At 65.3% G+C, this 16,159-nt stretch carries 12 protein-coding genes; 7 read left to right on the forward strand and 5 right to left on the reverse strand.

All coding sequences use genetic code 11. From position 1 onward, the window contains the following. Positions 1 to 9 precede the first annotated feature (9 nt). Both ACN9MV_RS13165 and ACN9MV_RS13170 read right to left on the reverse strand, forming a co-directional pair. Positions 10 to 642 (reverse strand): response regulator transcription factor, encoded by a 633-nt coding sequence (locus ACN9MV_RS13165; RefSeq protein WP_012747279.1) that lies wholly within the window; start codon positions 640 to 642, stop codon positions 10 to 12. Further along, positions 639 to 3,170: a PAS domain-containing sensor histidine kinase gene (locus ACN9MV_RS13170; protein ID WP_093052292.1), complete on the reverse strand. Its 2,532-nt coding sequence runs from the start codon at positions 3,168 to 3,170 to the stop codon at positions 639 to 641. The genes ACN9MV_RS13165 and ACN9MV_RS13170 overlap by 4 nt, the downstream gene beginning before the upstream one ends. A 227-nt stretch (positions 3,171 to 3,397) precedes the next feature. On the opposite strand from ACN9MV_RS13170, the gene aceE reads away from it, so the two are divergent. Genes aceE through lpdA form a run of 4 tightly spaced genes read left to right on the forward strand, consistent with a single transcriptional unit; the run spans position 3,398 to position 10,215 of the window. After that, positions 3,398 to 6,112 (forward strand): pyruvate dehydrogenase (acetyl-transferring), homodimeric type, encoded by a 2,715-nt coding sequence (gene aceE, locus ACN9MV_RS13175; protein WP_093052289.1) that lies wholly within the window; start codon positions 3,398 to 3,400, stop codon positions 6,110 to 6,112. A 49-nt stretch (positions 6,113 to 6,161) separates the two neighbouring features. Then, positions 6,162 to 7,811: a dihydrolipoyllysine-residue acetyltransferase gene (aceF, locus tag ACN9MV_RS13180; protein ID WP_426392615.1), complete on the forward strand. Its 1,650-nt coding sequence runs from the start codon at positions 6,162 to 6,164 to the stop codon at positions 7,809 to 7,811. Then, a complete protein-coding gene (locus tag ACN9MV_RS13185; RefSeq protein WP_093078073.1) occupies positions 7,808 to 8,401 on the forward strand; it encodes an MFS transporter in 594 nt (197 codons plus the stop codon). Before aceF ends, ACN9MV_RS13185 begins: the two co-directional genes overlap by 4 nt. After that, positions 8,398 to 10,215: a dihydrolipoyl dehydrogenase gene (lpdA, locus tag ACN9MV_RS13190; RefSeq protein WP_093176632.1), complete on the forward strand. Its 1,818-nt coding sequence runs from the start codon at positions 8,398 to 8,400 to the stop codon at positions 10,213 to 10,215. The genes ACN9MV_RS13185 and lpdA overlap by 4 nt, the downstream gene beginning before the upstream one ends. An 89-nt stretch (positions 10,216 to 10,304) precedes the next feature. Here the strand turns inward: lpdA and ACN9MV_RS13195 are convergent, their stop codons facing one another. After that, a complete protein-coding gene (locus tag ACN9MV_RS13195; protein WP_093052277.1) occupies positions 10,305 to 10,880 on the reverse strand; it encodes a C40 family peptidase in 576 nt (191 codons plus the stop codon). A gap of 241 nt (positions 10,881 to 11,121) precedes the next feature. On the opposite strand from ACN9MV_RS13195, the gene ACN9MV_RS13200 reads away from it, so the two are divergent. Then, complete coding sequence (locus ACN9MV_RS13200) at positions 11,122 to 12,252, forward strand: PQQ-dependent sugar dehydrogenase (protein WP_097199427.1); 1,131 nt, start codon at positions 11,122 to 11,124, stop codon at positions 12,250 to 12,252. A 12-nt stretch (positions 12,253 to 12,264) separates the two neighbouring features. Here ACN9MV_RS13200 and ACN9MV_RS13205 read toward each other — a convergent pair whose 3' ends face one another. Further along, complete coding sequence (locus tag ACN9MV_RS13205) at positions 12,265 to 13,062, reverse strand: alpha/beta fold hydrolase (RefSeq protein ID WP_097199426.1); 798 nt, start codon at positions 13,060 to 13,062, stop codon at positions 12,265 to 12,267. A 10-nt stretch (positions 13,063 to 13,072) separates the two neighbouring features. Continuing rightward, complete coding sequence (locus ACN9MV_RS13210) at positions 13,073 to 14,695, reverse strand: 4-hydroxyphenylacetate 3-hydroxylase family protein (protein ID WP_426392617.1); 1,623 nt, start codon at positions 14,693 to 14,695, stop codon at positions 13,073 to 13,075. A 105-nt stretch (positions 14,696 to 14,800) separates the two neighbouring features. Here ACN9MV_RS13210 and ACN9MV_RS13215 point away from each other — a divergent pair, with 105 nt between their 5' ends. Together ACN9MV_RS13215 and ACN9MV_RS13220 are read left to right on the forward strand one after the other, a co-directional pair. Continuing rightward, complete coding sequence (locus ACN9MV_RS13215; protein WP_093176638.1) at positions 14,801 to 15,472, forward strand: TetR/AcrR family transcriptional regulator; 672 nt, start codon at positions 14,801 to 14,803, stop codon at positions 15,470 to 15,472. 12 nt (positions 15,473 to 15,484) lie between these two features. Next, positions 15,485 to 16,087, forward strand: a complete 603-nt coding sequence (locus tag ACN9MV_RS13220) for an isochorismatase family protein (RefSeq protein ID WP_093052261.1) — start codon at positions 15,485 to 15,487, stop codon at positions 16,085 to 16,087. Positions 16,088 to 16,159 lie beyond the last annotated feature (72 nt).

A 16,159-nucleotide genomic window follows, 5' to 3' on the forward strand; every position in this document is an offset into this window, starting at 1 on the left:
GGATAGCTTCTAGGCCTTGGCAGCGGGCGCCGCCTGTCCCAGGGCGATCTTGAGCAGATCGGCCACGGTGTTGGCATTGAGCTTTTCCATGATGTTGGCGCGGTGCGCCTCGACCGTCTTGATGCTGATGCCCAGGTCGTCGGCGATCTGCTTGTTCAGGCGGCCGGCGACGATGCGTTCGAGCACCTGCGCCTCGCGGCCCGTGAGCTTGGACAGCAGCGCGTCGCGGCTGGCCGACTGCTGGTGCTGCGTGAAGGCGCCGCGCGCATGCTCGAGCATGCGCTCGACCAGCGTGACCAGCTCTTCATCGTTGAAGGGCTTCTGGATGAAATCCATCGCGCCCTTTTTCATGCTGTCGACCGCCATCGGCACGTCGCCGTGGCCGGTGATGACCACGATCGGCAGCGGGGAGCGCCGTTCGATCAGCCGATCCTGCAATTCGAGGCCGGTCATGCCGGCCATGCGGATGTCGACGATCAAACAGGCGACTTCGCGCGGGTCGTATCGGGAGAGAAAGGATTCGGCGGAATCGAAACAGCGGACTCTGTAGTCCTTGCCTTCGAGCAGCCATTGCAGCGAATCGCGTACGGCTTCGTCGTCGTCGACGACATAGACCGTGCCCTTCTTCGGAATCAAACTCATGCAGGTACCTTTGCCTCGTCGCTAGCTACGGAACTGATAGCGTCCAACACCGGAATCCAGAAGGAAAAGCGGCATCCGATCACATCCGGGCCATTGTAGATGTTCTCCGCCTGCATCCGGCCGCGGTGCGACTCGACGATGGTGCGGCACAGATTCAGCCCGATGCCCATGCCTTCGGGCTTGGTCGAGAAGAAGGCTTCGTAGAGCCGGTCCATCACTTCGGGCGCCAGGCCCTTGCCCGTGTCCTGCACCGAGAACTCGATGGCGTTGTGGCCCTCGATCACCTTGGGCAGTACGCGCAGTTCGACGCTGCGGCGCGCCAGCGGGCGGTCGGCGATGTCGATGGATTCGGCGGCGTTCTTCAGCAGGTTGACCATCACCTGCTCGATGAGGATCGGGTCGACGCGCACCACCGGCAGCCGCGCGGCCACGTAGTGATTCAGGCGCACGTTGCGTCGGCGCAGCTCGATGCCGGCGAGTTCGACCGCCTCGCTCACCATGGTGGCCACGTCGGCCGGCGTGCGGTTGGGTTCGCTGCGTTTCACGAAGGAGCGGATGCGCTGGATGATCTGGCCCGCGCGCTGCGCCTGCTTCGAGGTCTTTTCGAGCGCGGCGAGCAGGGCCTCGGTGTCGATCGACTGGCCCTTGATGCGCGACATCATCCCGTTGCAGTAGTTGGTGATGGCGGTCAGCGGCTGGTTGAGCTCGTGCGCCACGCTCGACGCCATTTCGCCCATCGTGATGAGGCGGCTTGCGGCCTGGGCCTTGTCGGCCTGCGCGGCGGCCTGCTCTTCGGCGTCGCGGCGCGGCGTGATGTCGGTGGCGATGACGAGTTGAGCCAGGCGGCCGTCGACCCAGGTCAGGTAGCGCGAACGCACTTCGAGCCACTTGCCGAGGTGGGGCACGAAGATTTCATTGTTGGCAGTCTGCGCGGCGGTGAGCGTGTCGATGGGCAGGCCGGCGTACGGGTCCACGTCGTCGAGGCCTTCGTCGTGCGCATTGGATGCGGGCACGCCCGCCTGCGCGACCATGCCCAGGTGCCCCACGGTGTCCGAGCCGAACCACAGGCGATACAGCTTGTTGGCGAACAGCAGTTCCTCGCTGCCGATGGGGGCGACCGACACCGCTGCGTCGAGCGCTTCCAGCACGGTGGTGAAGCGCTCGTAGGAGGCCGACAACTGCTCGCGGATGCGCGTGGGCTCGGTGATGTCGGTCATCGACGTCATCCAGCCGGTCTGGTGGCCGCGTGCGTCGATCAGCGGCGACACGTACAGCCGCGCGTTGAAAACGCTGCCGTTCTTGCGCTTCACGCGCACCTGGAAGCCGCCGGGGAGGGCGCGGCCGTGCAGCTCTTCTTCCAGCCGCTCGTTCATGACCTCGCGGTCGGACTCGAGCCAGTAGGGAAAGGGCGGCGTCTGGCCGACCAGTTCTTCCTCGCTCCAGCCCGTCATGGCGCAGAAGGCGGCGTTCACGTAAGTGATGCGCCCTTGCAGATCGAGCACGCGCATGCCAGTGAGCATGGAGTTTTCCATTGCCCGGCGGAAATTGGTCTCGGCCACCAGCCGCTGCTGTGCCTGGAGCCGTCGCCGCGTGTGGCGCCAGGTGCCGATCAGCATCCAGCTCGTGAGCACGCTGAGAGCGCAGACCAGCCAGAACAGGCCGTTGCCGACCACGCCCTGCGAGGTGCGGTAGGCCTGCGCCCGCAGCACCAGCGCATTGCCCACGGGCGATACCGGCACTTCGTACTCGTTGGTTCGCTCGCTCCAGGGCAGCAGGCGCGTGCCGCTGTCTTTCAGGTTGGTGGTGTTGCCGGCAATTACATGACCCTTGGCGTCGAGCAGCGATACCGCGTAGCGCGCCTGGACCTCGGACGGCATGCCATAGCGCAGCAGCCCGTCGACCGAGAACTCGCCCAGCACCACGCCTGCGAACAGGCCCTGGTCGAAAAGGGGAATGTGCAACTGCAGCATCGCCGCTGGATCGCCTCCGGCCACGGGCTGCGAATACACCGGCTGGCGCAGTTCGCGCGCCAGCGCGTAGTTGCTCTCGATGTCGCCGGGGCGCAGCACATCGCCGATCAGGTGCTGCTGCGCCGGGTGCACGCTGGGCGCCGCATAGCCGGCCTTGAAGCGGCGGCGGTCGTCGATCCAGGTGATGGTCTGCAGTTCGGGGAACTGGCTCACCAGGGACTCGGCGCGGCTGGTGAATTCGACCGGGTCGATCTCGCGGTTAGAGGCATCGCGCGCGATGCGCATCAACTGCTCTTGCCGCTCCAGCAGCCGCAGCCGCATGCGCTGCTGGGCGTATTCGACGTCGCGGCGCACCGACTCCTGCTCGCGCTCGACCTCTTCAGTGCGCAGGTACCAGAAGGCGGAAACGATGGCGGCAAGAAACAACAGCACGGCCGCCATCGGCGCGAGCATGGCGACCGCGTCCTGCAGCACCGGCGTCTGCCGGCGCCACCACCTGCGCCACCAGGACAGGGGTGAGGCACTGCGGGCAACGGCCAGCGGGGAGGAAAGAGGCATCACCCGAGTTTAGGTGAAGCCCCTCTCGGAAGCGATGTGGGCTGCCGTGGGATGAGCTCGGTAGCGGTTGCGGGATGGTTGCTGTCCCGATCGGTGCATTGTCATAAATATCACATTAAGAAATCGTCACGCACTATTTGAAATCCCAATGTTTCTATGAGAAACTCCGCCGCGCTGATCCCATAGCGCACTAAATTACCGCCACAGCCCTAAAAGGAGAGACAAGCATGTCGGCAAATCCCGAGAACCTGTTCGGCTCGGCCGCAAACGATGCGGACGCCCAGGAAACCCGTGAATGGATGGATGCACTGTCCTCCGTCATCCAGAGCGAGGGTCCGGAGCGGGCCCACTTCCTTCTCGAGCAGCTGCTCGAGCATGCCCGCCAGAACACGGTCGACATGCCGTTCTCGGCCAACACCGGCTATGTCAACACCATCGAGCCCTCGCAGGAGGCTCGCAGCCCCGGCAATCTCGAGATCGAACAGCGCCTGCGCGCCTACATGCGCTGGAACGCCATGGCCATGGTGGTCAAGGCCAACCGCCACCATCCGGCCGAAGGCGGCGACCTGGGCGGCCACATCGGCTCCTTCGCCTCGCTGGCGAGCATGTTCGGCGCCGGTTTCAACCACTTCTGGCACGCCGAGAGCGAAAACCACGGCGGCGACCTGCTCTACATCCAGGGCCACGTTTCGCCCGGCATCTATGCCCGCGCCTACCTCGAAGGCCGCCTCTCCGAAGAGCAACTGCTCAACTTCCGCCAGGAAGTGGACGGCAAGGGCCTGTCGAGCTACCCGCATCCCAAGCTGATGCCGGAGTTCTGGCAGTTCCCCACAGTGTCGATGGGCCTGGGCCCGCTGATGGCGATCTACCAGGCGCGCTTCCTCAAGTACCTGCACGCACGCGGCATCGCCAACACCGAGAACCGCAAGGTGTGGGTGTTCTGCGGCGACGGTGAAATGGACGAAGTGGAATCGCTGGGCGCCATCGGCCTCGCAGCGCGCGAGAACCTCGACAACCTGATCTTCGTCATCAACTGCAACCTGCAGCGCCTCGACGGCCCGGTGCGCGGCAACGGCAAGATCATCCAGGAGCTCGAAGGCGAGTTCCGCGGCGCCAACTGGAACGTCGTCAAGCTGATCTGGGGCAAGGGCTGGGACGCCCTGCTCGAGAAGGACCATGACGGCGCGCTGCGCAAGATCATGATGGAGTGCAACGACGGCGACTACCAGTCGTTCAAGGCCAACGACGGCGCCTACGTCCGCAAGAACTTCTTCGGCCGAGACCCTCGCACGCTGAAGATGGTCGAGCACCTGACCGACGACGAGGTCTGGAACCTCCAGCGCGGCGGCCACGACTCGCAGAAGGTGTTTGCCGCCTTCCACGCCGCCCAGAACCACACGGGCCAGCCCACGGTGCTGCTCGTCAAGACCGTCAAGGGCTTCGGCATGGGCAAGATCGGCGAGGGCAAGAACACGGTCCACCAGACCAAGAAGCTCAGCGACGAGGACATCAAGGCCTTCCGCGACCGCTTCAACATCCCGATTCCCGACAGCCAGATTGCCGAGCTGCCGTTCTACAAGCCGGCCGACGACACGCCGGAAATGCGTTACCTGCACGAGCGCCGCAAGGCCCTGGGCGGCTACCTGCCGCACCGCCGAGTCAAGGCCGACGAGAGCTTCACGGTGCCGTCGCTCGACACCTTCAAGGCGGTGATGGAGCCCACGGCCGAGGGCCGCGAGATCTCGACCACTCAGGCCTATGTGCGCTTCCTCACGCAACTGCTGCGCGACAAGGCGCTCGGCCCGCGCGTGGTGCCGATCCTTGTGGACGAGGCGCGCACCTTCGGCATGGAAGGCCTGTTCCGCCAGATCGGCATCTACAACCCGCACGGTCAGCAGTACACCCCGGTCGATAAAGACCAGGTCATGTACTACAAGGAAGACAAGGGCGGGCAGATCCTGCAGGAAGGCATCAACGAAGCCGGCGGCATGTCGAGCTGGATCGCGGCGGCCACGTCGTACAGCACGAACAACCGCATCATGGTGCCGTTCTACGTGTACTACTCGATGTTCGGCTTCCAGCGCATCGGCGACCTGGCCTGGGCGGCCGGCGACATGCAGGCGCGCGGCTTCCTGCTCGGCGGCACCTCGGGGCGCACCACGCTGAACGGCGAAGGCCTGCAGCACGAAGACGGTCACAGCCACATCCTGGCCAACACCATCCCGAACTGCGTGAGCTACGACCCGACCTTCGCGCACGAAGTCGGCGTCATCCTGCACCATGGCCTCAAGCGCATGGTCGAGAAGCAGGACAACGTCTACTACTACCTGACGCTGCTCAACGAGAACTACGCGATGCCTGGCCTGCAGCCCGGTACCGAAGAGCAGATCATCAAGGGCATGTACCTGTCCAAGCAGGGCCCAGCGCTCAAGGCCAAGGCACCCACGGTGCAACTGCTGGGCAGCGGCACCATCCTGCGCGAAAGCTTCGCTGCGCAAGAGCTGCTCGAAAAGGACTGGGGCGTGTCGGCTTCCGTGTGGAGCTGCCCGAGCTTCAACGAGCTCACCCGCGACGGCCAGGATGCCGACCGCTGGAACCTGCTGCACCCGGACCAGACGCCGCGCGTGCCCTTCGTGGCCGAGCAGCTCGGGGCCTCGACCGGCCCGGTGGTCGCATCGACCGACTACATGAAGGCCTATGCCGAGCAGATCCGCCCCTTCATCCCGAAGGGCCGCACCTACAAGGTGCTCGGCACCGACGGCTTCGGCCGAAGCGACTTCCGCAACAAGCTGCGCGAGCACTTCGAGATCAACCGCCACTACATCGTGGTGGCCGCGCTCAAGGCGCTGAGCGAAGATGGCACCGTGCCGGTTGCCAAGGTGGTGGAAGCGATCAAGAAGTACGGCATCAATGTCGACAAGGTCAACCCGCTTTACGCTTGAACATCAACAACCAACGAACGAACGGCGCCTTACGGCGGGAGACAACGATATGGCAGCAGTGGAAGTGAAGGTGCCGGACATCGGCGATTTCGATGAAGTCGCGGTGATCGAGGTGCTCGTGAAGGTGGGCGACACGGTCAAGGCCGAGCAGTCGCTCATCACGGTCGAATCGGACAAGGCGTCGATGGAAATCCCGTCGTCCACGGCCGGTGTGGTCAAGGAACTGAAGGTCGAAGTCGGCAGCAAGGTGAAGGAGGGCTCGGTGGTGCTCGTGCTCGAGGCCGAGGGAGCGGGTGCTGCTGCAGCGCCGGCCCCTGCGCCTGCAGCGGCCCCCGCAGCCGCCGCGCCTGCGCCGGCCGCCGCAGCTCCTGCTGCCGCCCCGGCAGCCTCGGGCCCGGTCGAGATCAAGGTGCCGGACATCGGCGATTTCAAGGACGTCGCCGTCATTGAAGTGCTTGTGAAGCCGGGCGACGCGATCAAGGTCGAACAGTCGCTGATCACGGTGGAGTCGGACAAGGCCTCGATGGAGATTCCGTCGTCGGCTGCCGGCGTGCTCAAGGAACTCAAGGTCAAGGTGGGCGACACGGTCAACATCGGTGACCTGATTGCCGTGCTTGAAGGTGCTGCGGGTGCTGCAGCCCCGGCGCCTGCGCAGGCTGCCGCACCGGCAACCGCATCCGCCAGCGCGCCCGCACCGGCGGCCGCCGCATCGGCGCCTGCTGCAGCCGCCCCGGCCCACCAGCCGACGGTCGCGCCCAGCGCCAGCCTGCCGCACGCCTCGCCCTCGGTGCGCAAGTTCGCCCGCGAACTCGGCGTGCCGCTCGAAGAGGTCAAGGGCTCCGGTCCCAAGGGCCGCATCACGCAGGAAGACGTCCAGAGCTTCACCAAGGCCGTGATGAGCGGCCAGGCCAGCACCAAGGCCTCGGCGGCCAAGGCGCCGGCAGGTGGCGGCGCTGATGGCGCGGCGCTGGGCCTGATCCCGTGGCCGAAGGTCGACTTCACCAAGTTCGGCGCGGTCGAGCGCAAGGACCTGTCGCGCATCAAGAAGCTCAGCGGCGCGAACCTGCACCGCAACTGGGTGATGATTCCGCACGTCACCAACAACGACGAAGCCGACATCACCGAGCTCGAAGCCTTCCGCGTTTCCACCAACAAGGAGAACGAGAAGTCGGGCGTCAAGGTCACGATGCTGGCCTTCGTGATCAAGGCGGTGGTTTCGGCACTGAAGAAGTTTCCCGACTTCAACGCCAGCCTCGACGGCGATCAGCTGGTCTACAAGCAGTACTTCCACATCGGCTTCGCGGCCGACACGCCCAACGGGCTCGTGGTGCCGGTGCTGAAAGATGCCGACAAGAAGGGCATCCTGCAGATCAGCGCCGAGATGGGCGAACTCGCCAAGAAGGCGCGCGACGGCAAGCTCGGCTCGGCCGACATGCAGGGCGGCTGCTTCTCGATCAGCTCGCTCGGCGGCATCGGCGGCACGCACTTCACGCCCATCATCAACGCTCCTGAAGTGGCCATCCTCGGCCTCTCCAAGGGCCAGATGAAGCCGGTGTGGGACGGCAAGCAGTTCGTGCCGCGTCTCACGCTGCCGCTGTCGCTGTCGTACGACCACCGCGTGATCGACGGCGCCCTGGCTGCGCGTTTCAACGCCTACCTGGGCCAGGTGCTCGCGGACTATCGCCGTATCCTGCTATGACCACGGTTGTGGCCGTCCGCAAGGGTGGCCAGGTCACGATGGCAGCCGATTCTCTGGTGACCTTCGGCGACACGCGGCTTTCGCACCGCGCCGAAGCCAACCAGAAGATCTTCACCGTCGAGGACGCGGCGGGGCAGAGCCTGTTCGCGGTGGCTGGCGCCGCCGCGCACTTCCTGGTGCTGCAGCATGCGCTGGCCGCGCAGGAGCGCGAGAAACTGCTGTTCGGCAGCAAGCACGAGATCTTCCGCACCTTCACGATGTTGCATCCGGTGCTGAAGGACACGTTCTTCATGCAGACCAAGGAAGACGAGCACGAGCCCTACGAGTCGAGCCAGTTCACGATGCTGATGGCCAACCAGAGCGGCATCTACGGCATCTACAGCTACCGCGAGGTGTTCGAGTTCAAGGAGTTCTGGGCCATAGGCTCGGGACGCAGCTTCGCACTCGGCGCCATGCACGCGGCCTATGACATCAAGTCGCGCAGCTCGCGCGACGTGGCGGAGGCAGGCATTGCCGCCGCCTGCGAATTCGATCGCAATTCGGCCCCACCGGTCGACGTTCTCACACTCAAACTGAAAGTGTCCAAATGAGCGAACAACAAATCAAGGTGCCCGATATCGGCGACTTCGACGAAGTCGCGGTGATCGAGGTGCTGGTCAATGTCGGAGACACGGTCAAGGCCGAGCAGTCGCTGATCACGGTCGAATCGGACAAGGCCTCGATGGAGATTCCGTCGTCCGCTGCCGGCGTGGTGAAGGCGCTGGCCGTGAAGGTGGGCGACAAGGTCAAGGAAGGCTCGGTCGTGCTGACGCTAGAGGTGAGTGGCGCCGCGGCGTCCGCGCCCGCAGCGGCGGCGCCTGCGCCAGCGGCTGCAGTCCCGGCACCGAAGGCGGCTGCGCCGGCTCCGGTATCGGCACCCGTGGCATCCACCTACGGCGGCAAGGTCGACGTCGAGTGCGACGTGATCGTGCTCGGCGCAGGCCCTGGTGGCTATTCGGCCGCTTTCCGCGCGGCCGACCTCGGCTTGAAGGTGGTGCTGATCGAGCGCTACGCCACTCTCGGCGGCGTGTGCCTGAACGTCGGTTGCATCCCGTCGAAGGCGCTGCTGCACGTGGCTTCCGTCATGGACGAGGTCAAGCACTTCGCCGATCTCGGTGTGAGCTTTGCCGCGCCCACGGTCGACCGCGCCAAGCTGCTCGGCCACAAGAACAAGGTGGTGGGCAAGCTCACCGGCGGCCTCACGGCCATGGCCAAGATGCGCAAGGTGACGGTGCTGCGCGGCGTCGGCAACTTCATCGACCCGTACCACATCGAGGTCGAGGAAACCTCCGGCACCAGTTGGGACACCACGGGCAGCAAGCAGACCGTGAAGTTCCGCAACGCGATCATTGCGGCCGGCTCGCAGTCGGTGAGCCTGCCCTTCATGCCGAAGGACCCGCGCGTGGTCGACTCGACCGGCGCGCTCGAGATGGGCACCGACCCCAAGCGCATGCTGGTGCTGGGCGGCGGCATCATCGGCCTCGAAATGGGCACGGTGTATTCCACGCTGGGGGCGCGCCTGGACGTGGTCGAAATGCTCGACGGCCTCATGCAGGGCGCCGACCGCGACCTCGTGAAGGTCTGGCAGAAGATGAACGCGCCGCGCTTCGACAACATCATGCTCAAGACCAAGACGGTCGGCGCCGAGGCCACGAAGGAGGGCATCAAGGTCACCTTCGAGGGCGAGCAGGCGCCGAAGGAGCCGCAGGTGTACGACCTGGTGCTGCAGGCCGTGGGCCGCAGCCCCAACGGCAAGAAGATCGGTGCCGAGAAGGCCGGCGTGGCCGTGAGCGACCGCGGCTTCATTCCGGTCGACATCCAGATGCGTACCAACGTGCCCCACATCTTCGCCATCGGCGACATCGTGGGTCAGCCCATGCTGGCGCACAAGGCGGTACATGAGGCGCATGTGGCGGCTGAAGTCATTGCTGGCGAGCAGAAGGGCGACAAGGAGCTTTCCAGCGCCGCCTTCAACGCCCGCGTGATCCCGAGCGTGGCCTACACCGACCCCGAGGTGGCGTGGGTGGGCCTCACCGAAGACCAGGCGAAGGCCGAAGGCATCAAGGTCAAGAAGGGCCACTTCCCGTGGACTGCTTCGGGCCGCGCCATCGCCAACGGCCGTGACGAAGGCTTCACCAAGCTGCTGTTCGATGCCGAGACGCACCGCATCCTTGGCGGCGGCATCGTCGGCACGCATGCCGGCGACATGATCGGAGAGATCGCGCTGGCCATCGAGATGGGTGCGGACGAGATCGACATCGGCAAGACCATCCACCCGCATCCGACGCTGGGCGAAAGCATTGGCATGGCGGCGGAAGTGGCGCACGGTACCTGTACCGATCTGCCGCCTGCGAAGAAGAGCTGACAAGACAGAAGGGCGCTGCTGATCGAGCGCCCATGAAAAATCCCGCCGAGGCGGGATTTTTTTCGTTCTGAATTCGGGGGGGGGGAGGCTCAGTTGCCGGTATTGGCGACGGCCGCAGCCTTCACTTCATCCGTCGGGCCGCCGAGCACGCGGCGGGCGCCGTCGAAGCGGCGTTGCCAGTAGCTGCCGTTCATGTCTTCCACGCGAACCTGGGCGCCGGAGCGGGGCGAGTGGATGAACTTGCCTTCACCGACATAGATGCCGACATGGCTGAAGGCGCGGCGCATGGTGTTGAAGAACACGAGGTCGCCGGGCTTGAGCTGGCTGGCATCGATCTTCTCGGTGGCGGCGGCTTGCTCTTCGGCGCGGCGCGGGAGCATGTGGCCGACCGTCTGGTTGTACATGGCACGGACGAAGCCGCTGCAATCGAAACCCGATTCGGCGGTGTTGCCGCCGCGGCGATAGGGGACGCCCAAGAAACCGATGGCGGTCACCACCAGGTCGGAGGTGCGCTCCGTGACGGTTTGGCGAACCTGCTTGAGCTGCCCGATGATGCCTTTGTCGGCGAGCATTCGTGCCAACTCGTCATCGGTTTTTTCCTGTTGGGGGGCCGCATGGACAGCGACGGCAAATAGGAGGGACGCGGGTAGGACGAAAAAACGCATGGCGCGTAGGATATTGATGACGCGCGGTTATGTCAATTTAATCAGAATTAGCGAATGCATCTGTAAGTCATTGATTTACATGAAAAATTTTGATCCGGCCGAAGAAAAAATGTAACGGTGAACGTTTATTGCCCATAAGTGGTTGACCGCGAATGGGCCCTCGGACTTCGGGTGAACAGGCGGTCAGGCTGGATTCGGTCGCTATTTCTCGCCAAGATCGCCGCAACTACCCGGAAAAGTCATGAACTTGCAGATTCAGCCGTCCTTTTCTCTTGTCTGCCGCTTTGCGGCGGTTGCCGCGCTGGGTTTTTGTGTCAATGCGATGGCGCAGATGCGCCCCGAAACGGTGGCTACGGGCCTGGAAAACCCTTGGGGCGTCGCCTTTCTGTCGGGCGGTCGATTCGTGGTGACGGAGCGGCCGGGCCGTCTGCGACTGATCGGTGCCGACGGGAAAATCGGCGCACCCATCGCAGGTTTGCCTCCTATCGCGGCGGGCGGCCAGGGCGGTTTGCTCGACGTGCTGGCCGACTCGGGCTTCGAGAAAAACCGCACGCTGTACTTCTGCTTCTCCGAACCCGACGCGGGCGGCTCAACTAACAGCACGGCGCTGGCCCGCGCCAATCTGTCGGCCGACGGCACGAAGCTCGAAGACCTGAAGATCATCTTCAGCCAGCAGCCCAAGGTGGCGAGCCGCAATCACTTCGGCTGCCGCATCGTCGAGGCGCGCGACGGCACTCTGTTCCTCACGCTCGGCGACCGTTTCAGCCGCAAGGAAGATGCGCAGAAGCTCGACAACCACCTTGGCAAGATCGTGCGCATCGGCAAGGACGGTTCGGCGCCCAAGGACAACCCCTTCGTCGGCAAGGCGGGTGCATTGCCAGAGATCTGGAGCTACGGCCACCGCAATGGGCAGGGCGCCACGCTCGCGCCCGACGGCCGCCTCTGGATGACCGAGCACGGCCCGCAAGGCGGCGACGAAATCAATATCCCGCAGGCCGGCCGCAACTACGGCTGGCCCGTGATCACCTACGGCGAGAACTACGGCGGCGGCAAGATCGGCGACGGCATCACCGCCAAAGACGGCATGGAGCAGCCGCTGCACTACTGGGTGCCGTCGATCGCACCGTCCGGCATGGCGTTTCTGACCAGTGACCGCTATGGCGCGGGCTGGAAGGGCAATCTGTTCGTGGGTTCGCTCAAGTTCGGCTACCTCGACCGCATCGAATTGAAGGGCGGCAAGGTAGTGGCCGAGCACAAGCTGCTGGCCGAGGGCCGTGCCCGCATTCGCGACGTGAAGCAGGGGCCCGACGGATTGCTCTACGTGCTGACCGACGAGGCGGATGGCAAGCTGCTGCGCCTGCGGCCGAATTGAAGCGCGGCGCGTTCAGCCGGGGCAGCCCGGCAGCGGCAAGGTCGGCAGCATGCGGAGCCAGAGGCGAGTCCATTCGGGCCAGTCGTGGCCGCCCGCGGTCGTGAATGCGCGTTCGGCCGGCAGCACTTCCGCAAGCAAGCGGTTGCTGAAGGCAAAGCGGTCGTCGACGCCATAGCCGAGATAGAGCGGCGGCCGGGCGCCCGCCGTGTTCGTGAATCCCGTATAGCCGCGCAGCCATTGCCAGAGCTGTGTTTCGTTGGGCGTTCGTGGAGGGCGCTCGGCCGGATCGACAAGCGGTCCGTTCCACTTGGCAAGGCCGCCGGCATTGGCGATATCGGTGCCAAGCGTGCGCTCGCCGAGGTAGGGCGCGAGCGTCACCAGCCCCGCAAGCTCGCCCGGGTGCGTCTGCGCATAGAGCATTCCGCCGAAGCCGCCGAGGGAAATTCCGACGAACCAGATGTGCTTGTAGCCCTGGTTGCGCGCCGGCGCCATCACGTCGGCGCTCAAGCGATCGAGGATGGTCTTGTTGTTGTAGTAGCCGAGATGCGCGTCGACCAGCATCACGTCCGCCGCGATGCGGTTGTCGCGGACGGCGCGGACGAAGCCTTCGCGCTCGAACTCGTCGGGCGCCGAGTACGCACCGGGAAGCATCACCAGCAGCGTGTCGACATCGCTGCGCGCACAGCTGCTTTTTTCGAGCGAGGTCGCCATCGGCACCGTGGCCTTGCGCACGCCGCCGCAGGCCACGACGAGCAGCGCGGCACCCACGCCCAGCGCTGCGAGGCACAGCCGCTTCGAGAAGATCTTCATCCGCCTGAGTCTAGGCGCGCCGCGATGCCGGCAGATCGACCATCACTGCTTGCCCGGGCGTGGTGCAGCCGGTGTCGCAGCATTTGCCGGGCTGGCGGTTGCGGGTGATGGCACGGCCCGGGTCGTGCGGCGCGGCGGCGGGCGAGCCGTCGGCCGCGATGCCGCGTTCGAGGATGCGTTCGACCAACTCGACCTTGGAGCCGACGGGGTAGTTGCGCCAGATTTCCTGCTTCATCGCTGCGGGCGAACCGCCGCCGTGCAGGCTGATCACGCTGTACCAGCCGCCCTGATAGCCGGCCGTCAGGTCTTCGATGAAGCGGGCCGTTTCGATACGCTGTTCGTAGGGAATGGCCGGGTTGGCCCGCAGCACGTCTGACAGGCGGGCGGCGGTCTCGGGGTTGTGGTCTTCGTCGGGGCCGGGGAGGGTGACGATCAGGCCGCCGCTCACGTAGTGCGCGATGCGGTGCATGTCGTAGATCTTCGTGGCCAGCAGCAGCTTGCCGATGTTGCTGAATACCGGGTCGGGCATGAAGACGTCGCAGTGCTCGTCGGCCTTGCCGTAGACGCTGGCCGCCACGCCGCAGGCGAAGAAACTCTCGGTGATGGTGATGAGCTCGACCATCTGCTCGCGCAGGTGGCTTTCCTTGCCCGGGTCGAAGCCGTTGGCCTCGCACATCAGTGCGCCAGCGCCGATCAGCAGGTCGCCGAAGCCGGCGCGCGCGCCGATGCAACTGTGGCGGTGGTGCGTGGCGTAGCTGTAGGTCAGGTGGCCGGAGTGCTCCCATTCGCCGGCGTAGAACACGCGCTCCCACGGCACGAAGACCCTGTCGAACATGCACACGCCGGTGCTTTGGCCGTACTTGCGGCTGAAAAGCGCATCGCCGTGCTCGAGCTTTTCACCGGGCCGGCCGGCTGGCCGGGCGACGATGGTGAGGCCGGGCGCGTCCAGCGGCACAGCGCAGCACACGGCGAAATCGGCATCCTCCTTGCCCATGTTGCGGCAGGGCATGACCAACAGTTCGTGCACATAGGGCGCGCCAGTCACGATGGCCTTGGTGCCCGAGATGACGATGCCGCGCGCGTTGCGCTCCACCACGTGCAGGTAGCTGTCGACGTTGGCCTGCTCGTGCGGCCGGCGGCTGCGGTCGCCCTTGGCGTCGGTCATGGCAACGCCCAGCGTCAGATCCTGGTCCTGCACGCGATGCAGGTAGTCGTGGAAGCGGGCGGTGTGCTCGGTGCTGCCGCGGGCGTCGTCGATGCGGGCCGACACCTGGGCGATGGCATTGAGCGCATCGTGCGTCAGGTAGCGCTGGGCGCAGCCCGTTTCCTGGCACACCAGCCGTACGGCTTCGAGCTTGTTGAGCAGGTCACCGGAGCCCGTGTTGATGTGGGACAGCCGGTTGACCCGCTTGCCGCTGGTGTGCTGCACGGCGGTCATCAGCGGCTCGTATTCCTTCTTCAGGGCGTAGTCGTAGGTGAGGGCGATGGCATTGATGCCGGGCTGGAAGGCCGGTTCGTCGGCCACGCTGTCGACGCGGCGGCCGTCGACGAAGACGTTGGGGGTGTAGCGGCGCAGCGACTCGCGGTAGTCGGTGCCGGACATGAGGGTGGCGCTGGGGAGCGGGGCGTTCATCGTGCTTGTCTCCTGGTTCTGGCCTAAATTTAAACACTGTTCAATTTTTCAATCAACGATTAAAAAAATGGAGCGGCGATCAATCCAGGGGCTATAGTCCCGCCCATGCACGCCAAGCTCCAACGCCGCCAGGCGCTCACCGACGCCCGCCGCACGCTCGTGCTCGACGCCGCTCGCGCGGTCTTCCTGGAGGCCGGCATCGAAGGCGCGAGCATTCGCGAAATTGCCCGCAAGGCCGGCTACACGCCGGGCGCGATCTATTCGTACTTCGAGAGCAAGGAGGCGATCTACGCGGCCTTGCTCGGCGAGTCGATCCAGCGCTTGCAGGCGGCCGTGGCCGATGCCCCCGTGGCGCCGGACAGCCCCGCCCAGACGCTCGCCGCCAAGGCCCAGGCGTGGTTCGATTTCTATGCCGCGAACCCGCGCGAACTCGACCTGGGCTTCTATCTGGTGCAGGGCATGCGCCCGCGCGGCCTGACCAGCGAGCTCGATCACGAACTGAATGACCATCTCTACCAGGCCTTGCGCCCGTGCGAAGAAGCGCTGCAGGCGATGGGGCTCGATGCGGACAACGCCCTGCAGGAAAACACTTCGCTGTTCGCGCACGGCGTCGGCCTGCTGCTGATGCAGCACACCGGGCGCATCCGCATGTTCAGGCAGTCGGCCGATGCGCTGTTCAAAGCCTACGTGGCGCAACTCGTGCAACGCGTCGATGGCGGCCCGCGCCAAGCCGGTCTTTTCGGTGGTACGGTTCAGCCCAATTCAACCGATACCTGAAAGAAACTGTTCATGCTGCTCGACGCCTCGCAATCCCAACTCGTTCTGGTCGACTACCAGGCGCGGCTGATGCCGGCGATCTTCGAGGGGGAGGCGGTCGCGCAGAACGCAGTGCGGCTCGGCAAGATGGCGCGGCTGTTCCAGGTGCCGGTGTTCGGCACCGAGCACAACCCCTCCAGCCTGGGTGAAAACCTGCCCGACATCCGTGCGCTGTGCCAGCGCACCCTGTCGAAGATGCACTTCAGTGGCGTGGAAGAGGGCCTGGGCGAGTGGCTGCGCGTGCCGGCCAAGGCGCCGCAGGGCAACGCACGCAGCCTGCCCAAGCATCTGCAGAAGCCCGCTGCCGCGGCCGAGGAGCGCAACAGCATCGTGATCGCCGGCTGCGAAGCCCATGTCTGCCTGCTGCAGACCGCGCTCGACCTGCTGGAAGACGAATTCGAAGTCTGGGTCGTTACCGATGCCTGCAGTTCGCGCACCGAGCGCAACCGTGACGCCGCCTTCGACCGGCTGGCCGGCGCCGGCGCCGAGCTCGTGACGACCGAGATGGTCGGCTTCGAGTGGCTGCGCACGGCGGAGCACCCCGCATTTCCTGAATTGCTTTCTCTCGTCCGGTAATCGCACCGCAGGCCCTGCAGCCTGCGCGGCAGGGCTCGGCCGGATTGTTCCGGCCGTCAGCTTGCTGCAAGA

It is taken from the genome of Variovorax sp. R-27 (assembly GCF_049913215.1).
Taxonomy (GTDB): Bacteria; Pseudomonadota; Gammaproteobacteria; order Burkholderiales; family Burkholderiaceae_C; genus Variovorax.

Excerpts from the sequence above, each read along its gene's own strand:
- ACN9MV_RS13165 (WP_012747279.1), bottom strand. The coding sequence starts at position 642 with ATGAGTTTGATTCCGAAGAAGGGCACGGTCTATGTCGTCGACGACGAC.
- ACN9MV_RS13170 (WP_093052292.1), bottom strand. The coding sequence starts at position 3,170 with ATGCCTCTTTCCTCCCCGCTGGCCGTTGCCCGCAGTGCCTCACCCCTG.
- aceE (WP_093052289.1), top strand. The coding sequence starts at position 3,398 with ATGTCGGCAAATCCCGAGAACCTGTTCGGCTCGGCCGCAAACGATGCG.
- aceF (WP_426392615.1), top strand. The coding sequence starts at position 6,162 with ATGGCAGCAGTGGAAGTGAAGGTGCCGGACATCGGCGATTTCGATGAA.
- ACN9MV_RS13185 (WP_093078073.1), top strand. The coding sequence starts at position 7,808 with ATGACCACGGTTGTGGCCGTCCGCAAGGGTGGCCAGGTCACGATGGCA.
- lpdA (WP_093176632.1), top strand. The coding sequence starts at position 8,398 with ATGAGCGAACAACAAATCAAGGTGCCCGATATCGGCGACTTCGACGAA.
- ACN9MV_RS13195 (WP_093052277.1), bottom strand. The coding sequence starts at position 10,880 with ATGCGTTTTTTCGTCCTACCCGCGTCCCTCCTATTTGCCGTCGCTGTC.
- ACN9MV_RS13200 (WP_097199427.1), top strand. The coding sequence starts at position 11,122 with ATGAACTTGCAGATTCAGCCGTCCTTTTCTCTTGTCTGCCGCTTTGCG.
- ACN9MV_RS13205 (WP_097199426.1), bottom strand. The coding sequence starts at position 13,062 with ATGAAGATCTTCTCGAAGCGGCTGTGCCTCGCAGCGCTGGGCGTGGGT.
- ACN9MV_RS13210 (WP_426392617.1), bottom strand. The coding sequence starts at position 14,695 with ATGAACGCCCCGCTCCCCAGCGCCACCCTCATGTCCGGCACCGACTAC.
- ACN9MV_RS13215 (WP_093176638.1), top strand. The coding sequence starts at position 14,801 with ATGCACGCCAAGCTCCAACGCCGCCAGGCGCTCACCGACGCCCGCCGC.
- ACN9MV_RS13220 (WP_093052261.1), top strand. The coding sequence starts at position 15,485 with ATGCTGCTCGACGCCTCGCAATCCCAACTCGTTCTGGTCGACTACCAG.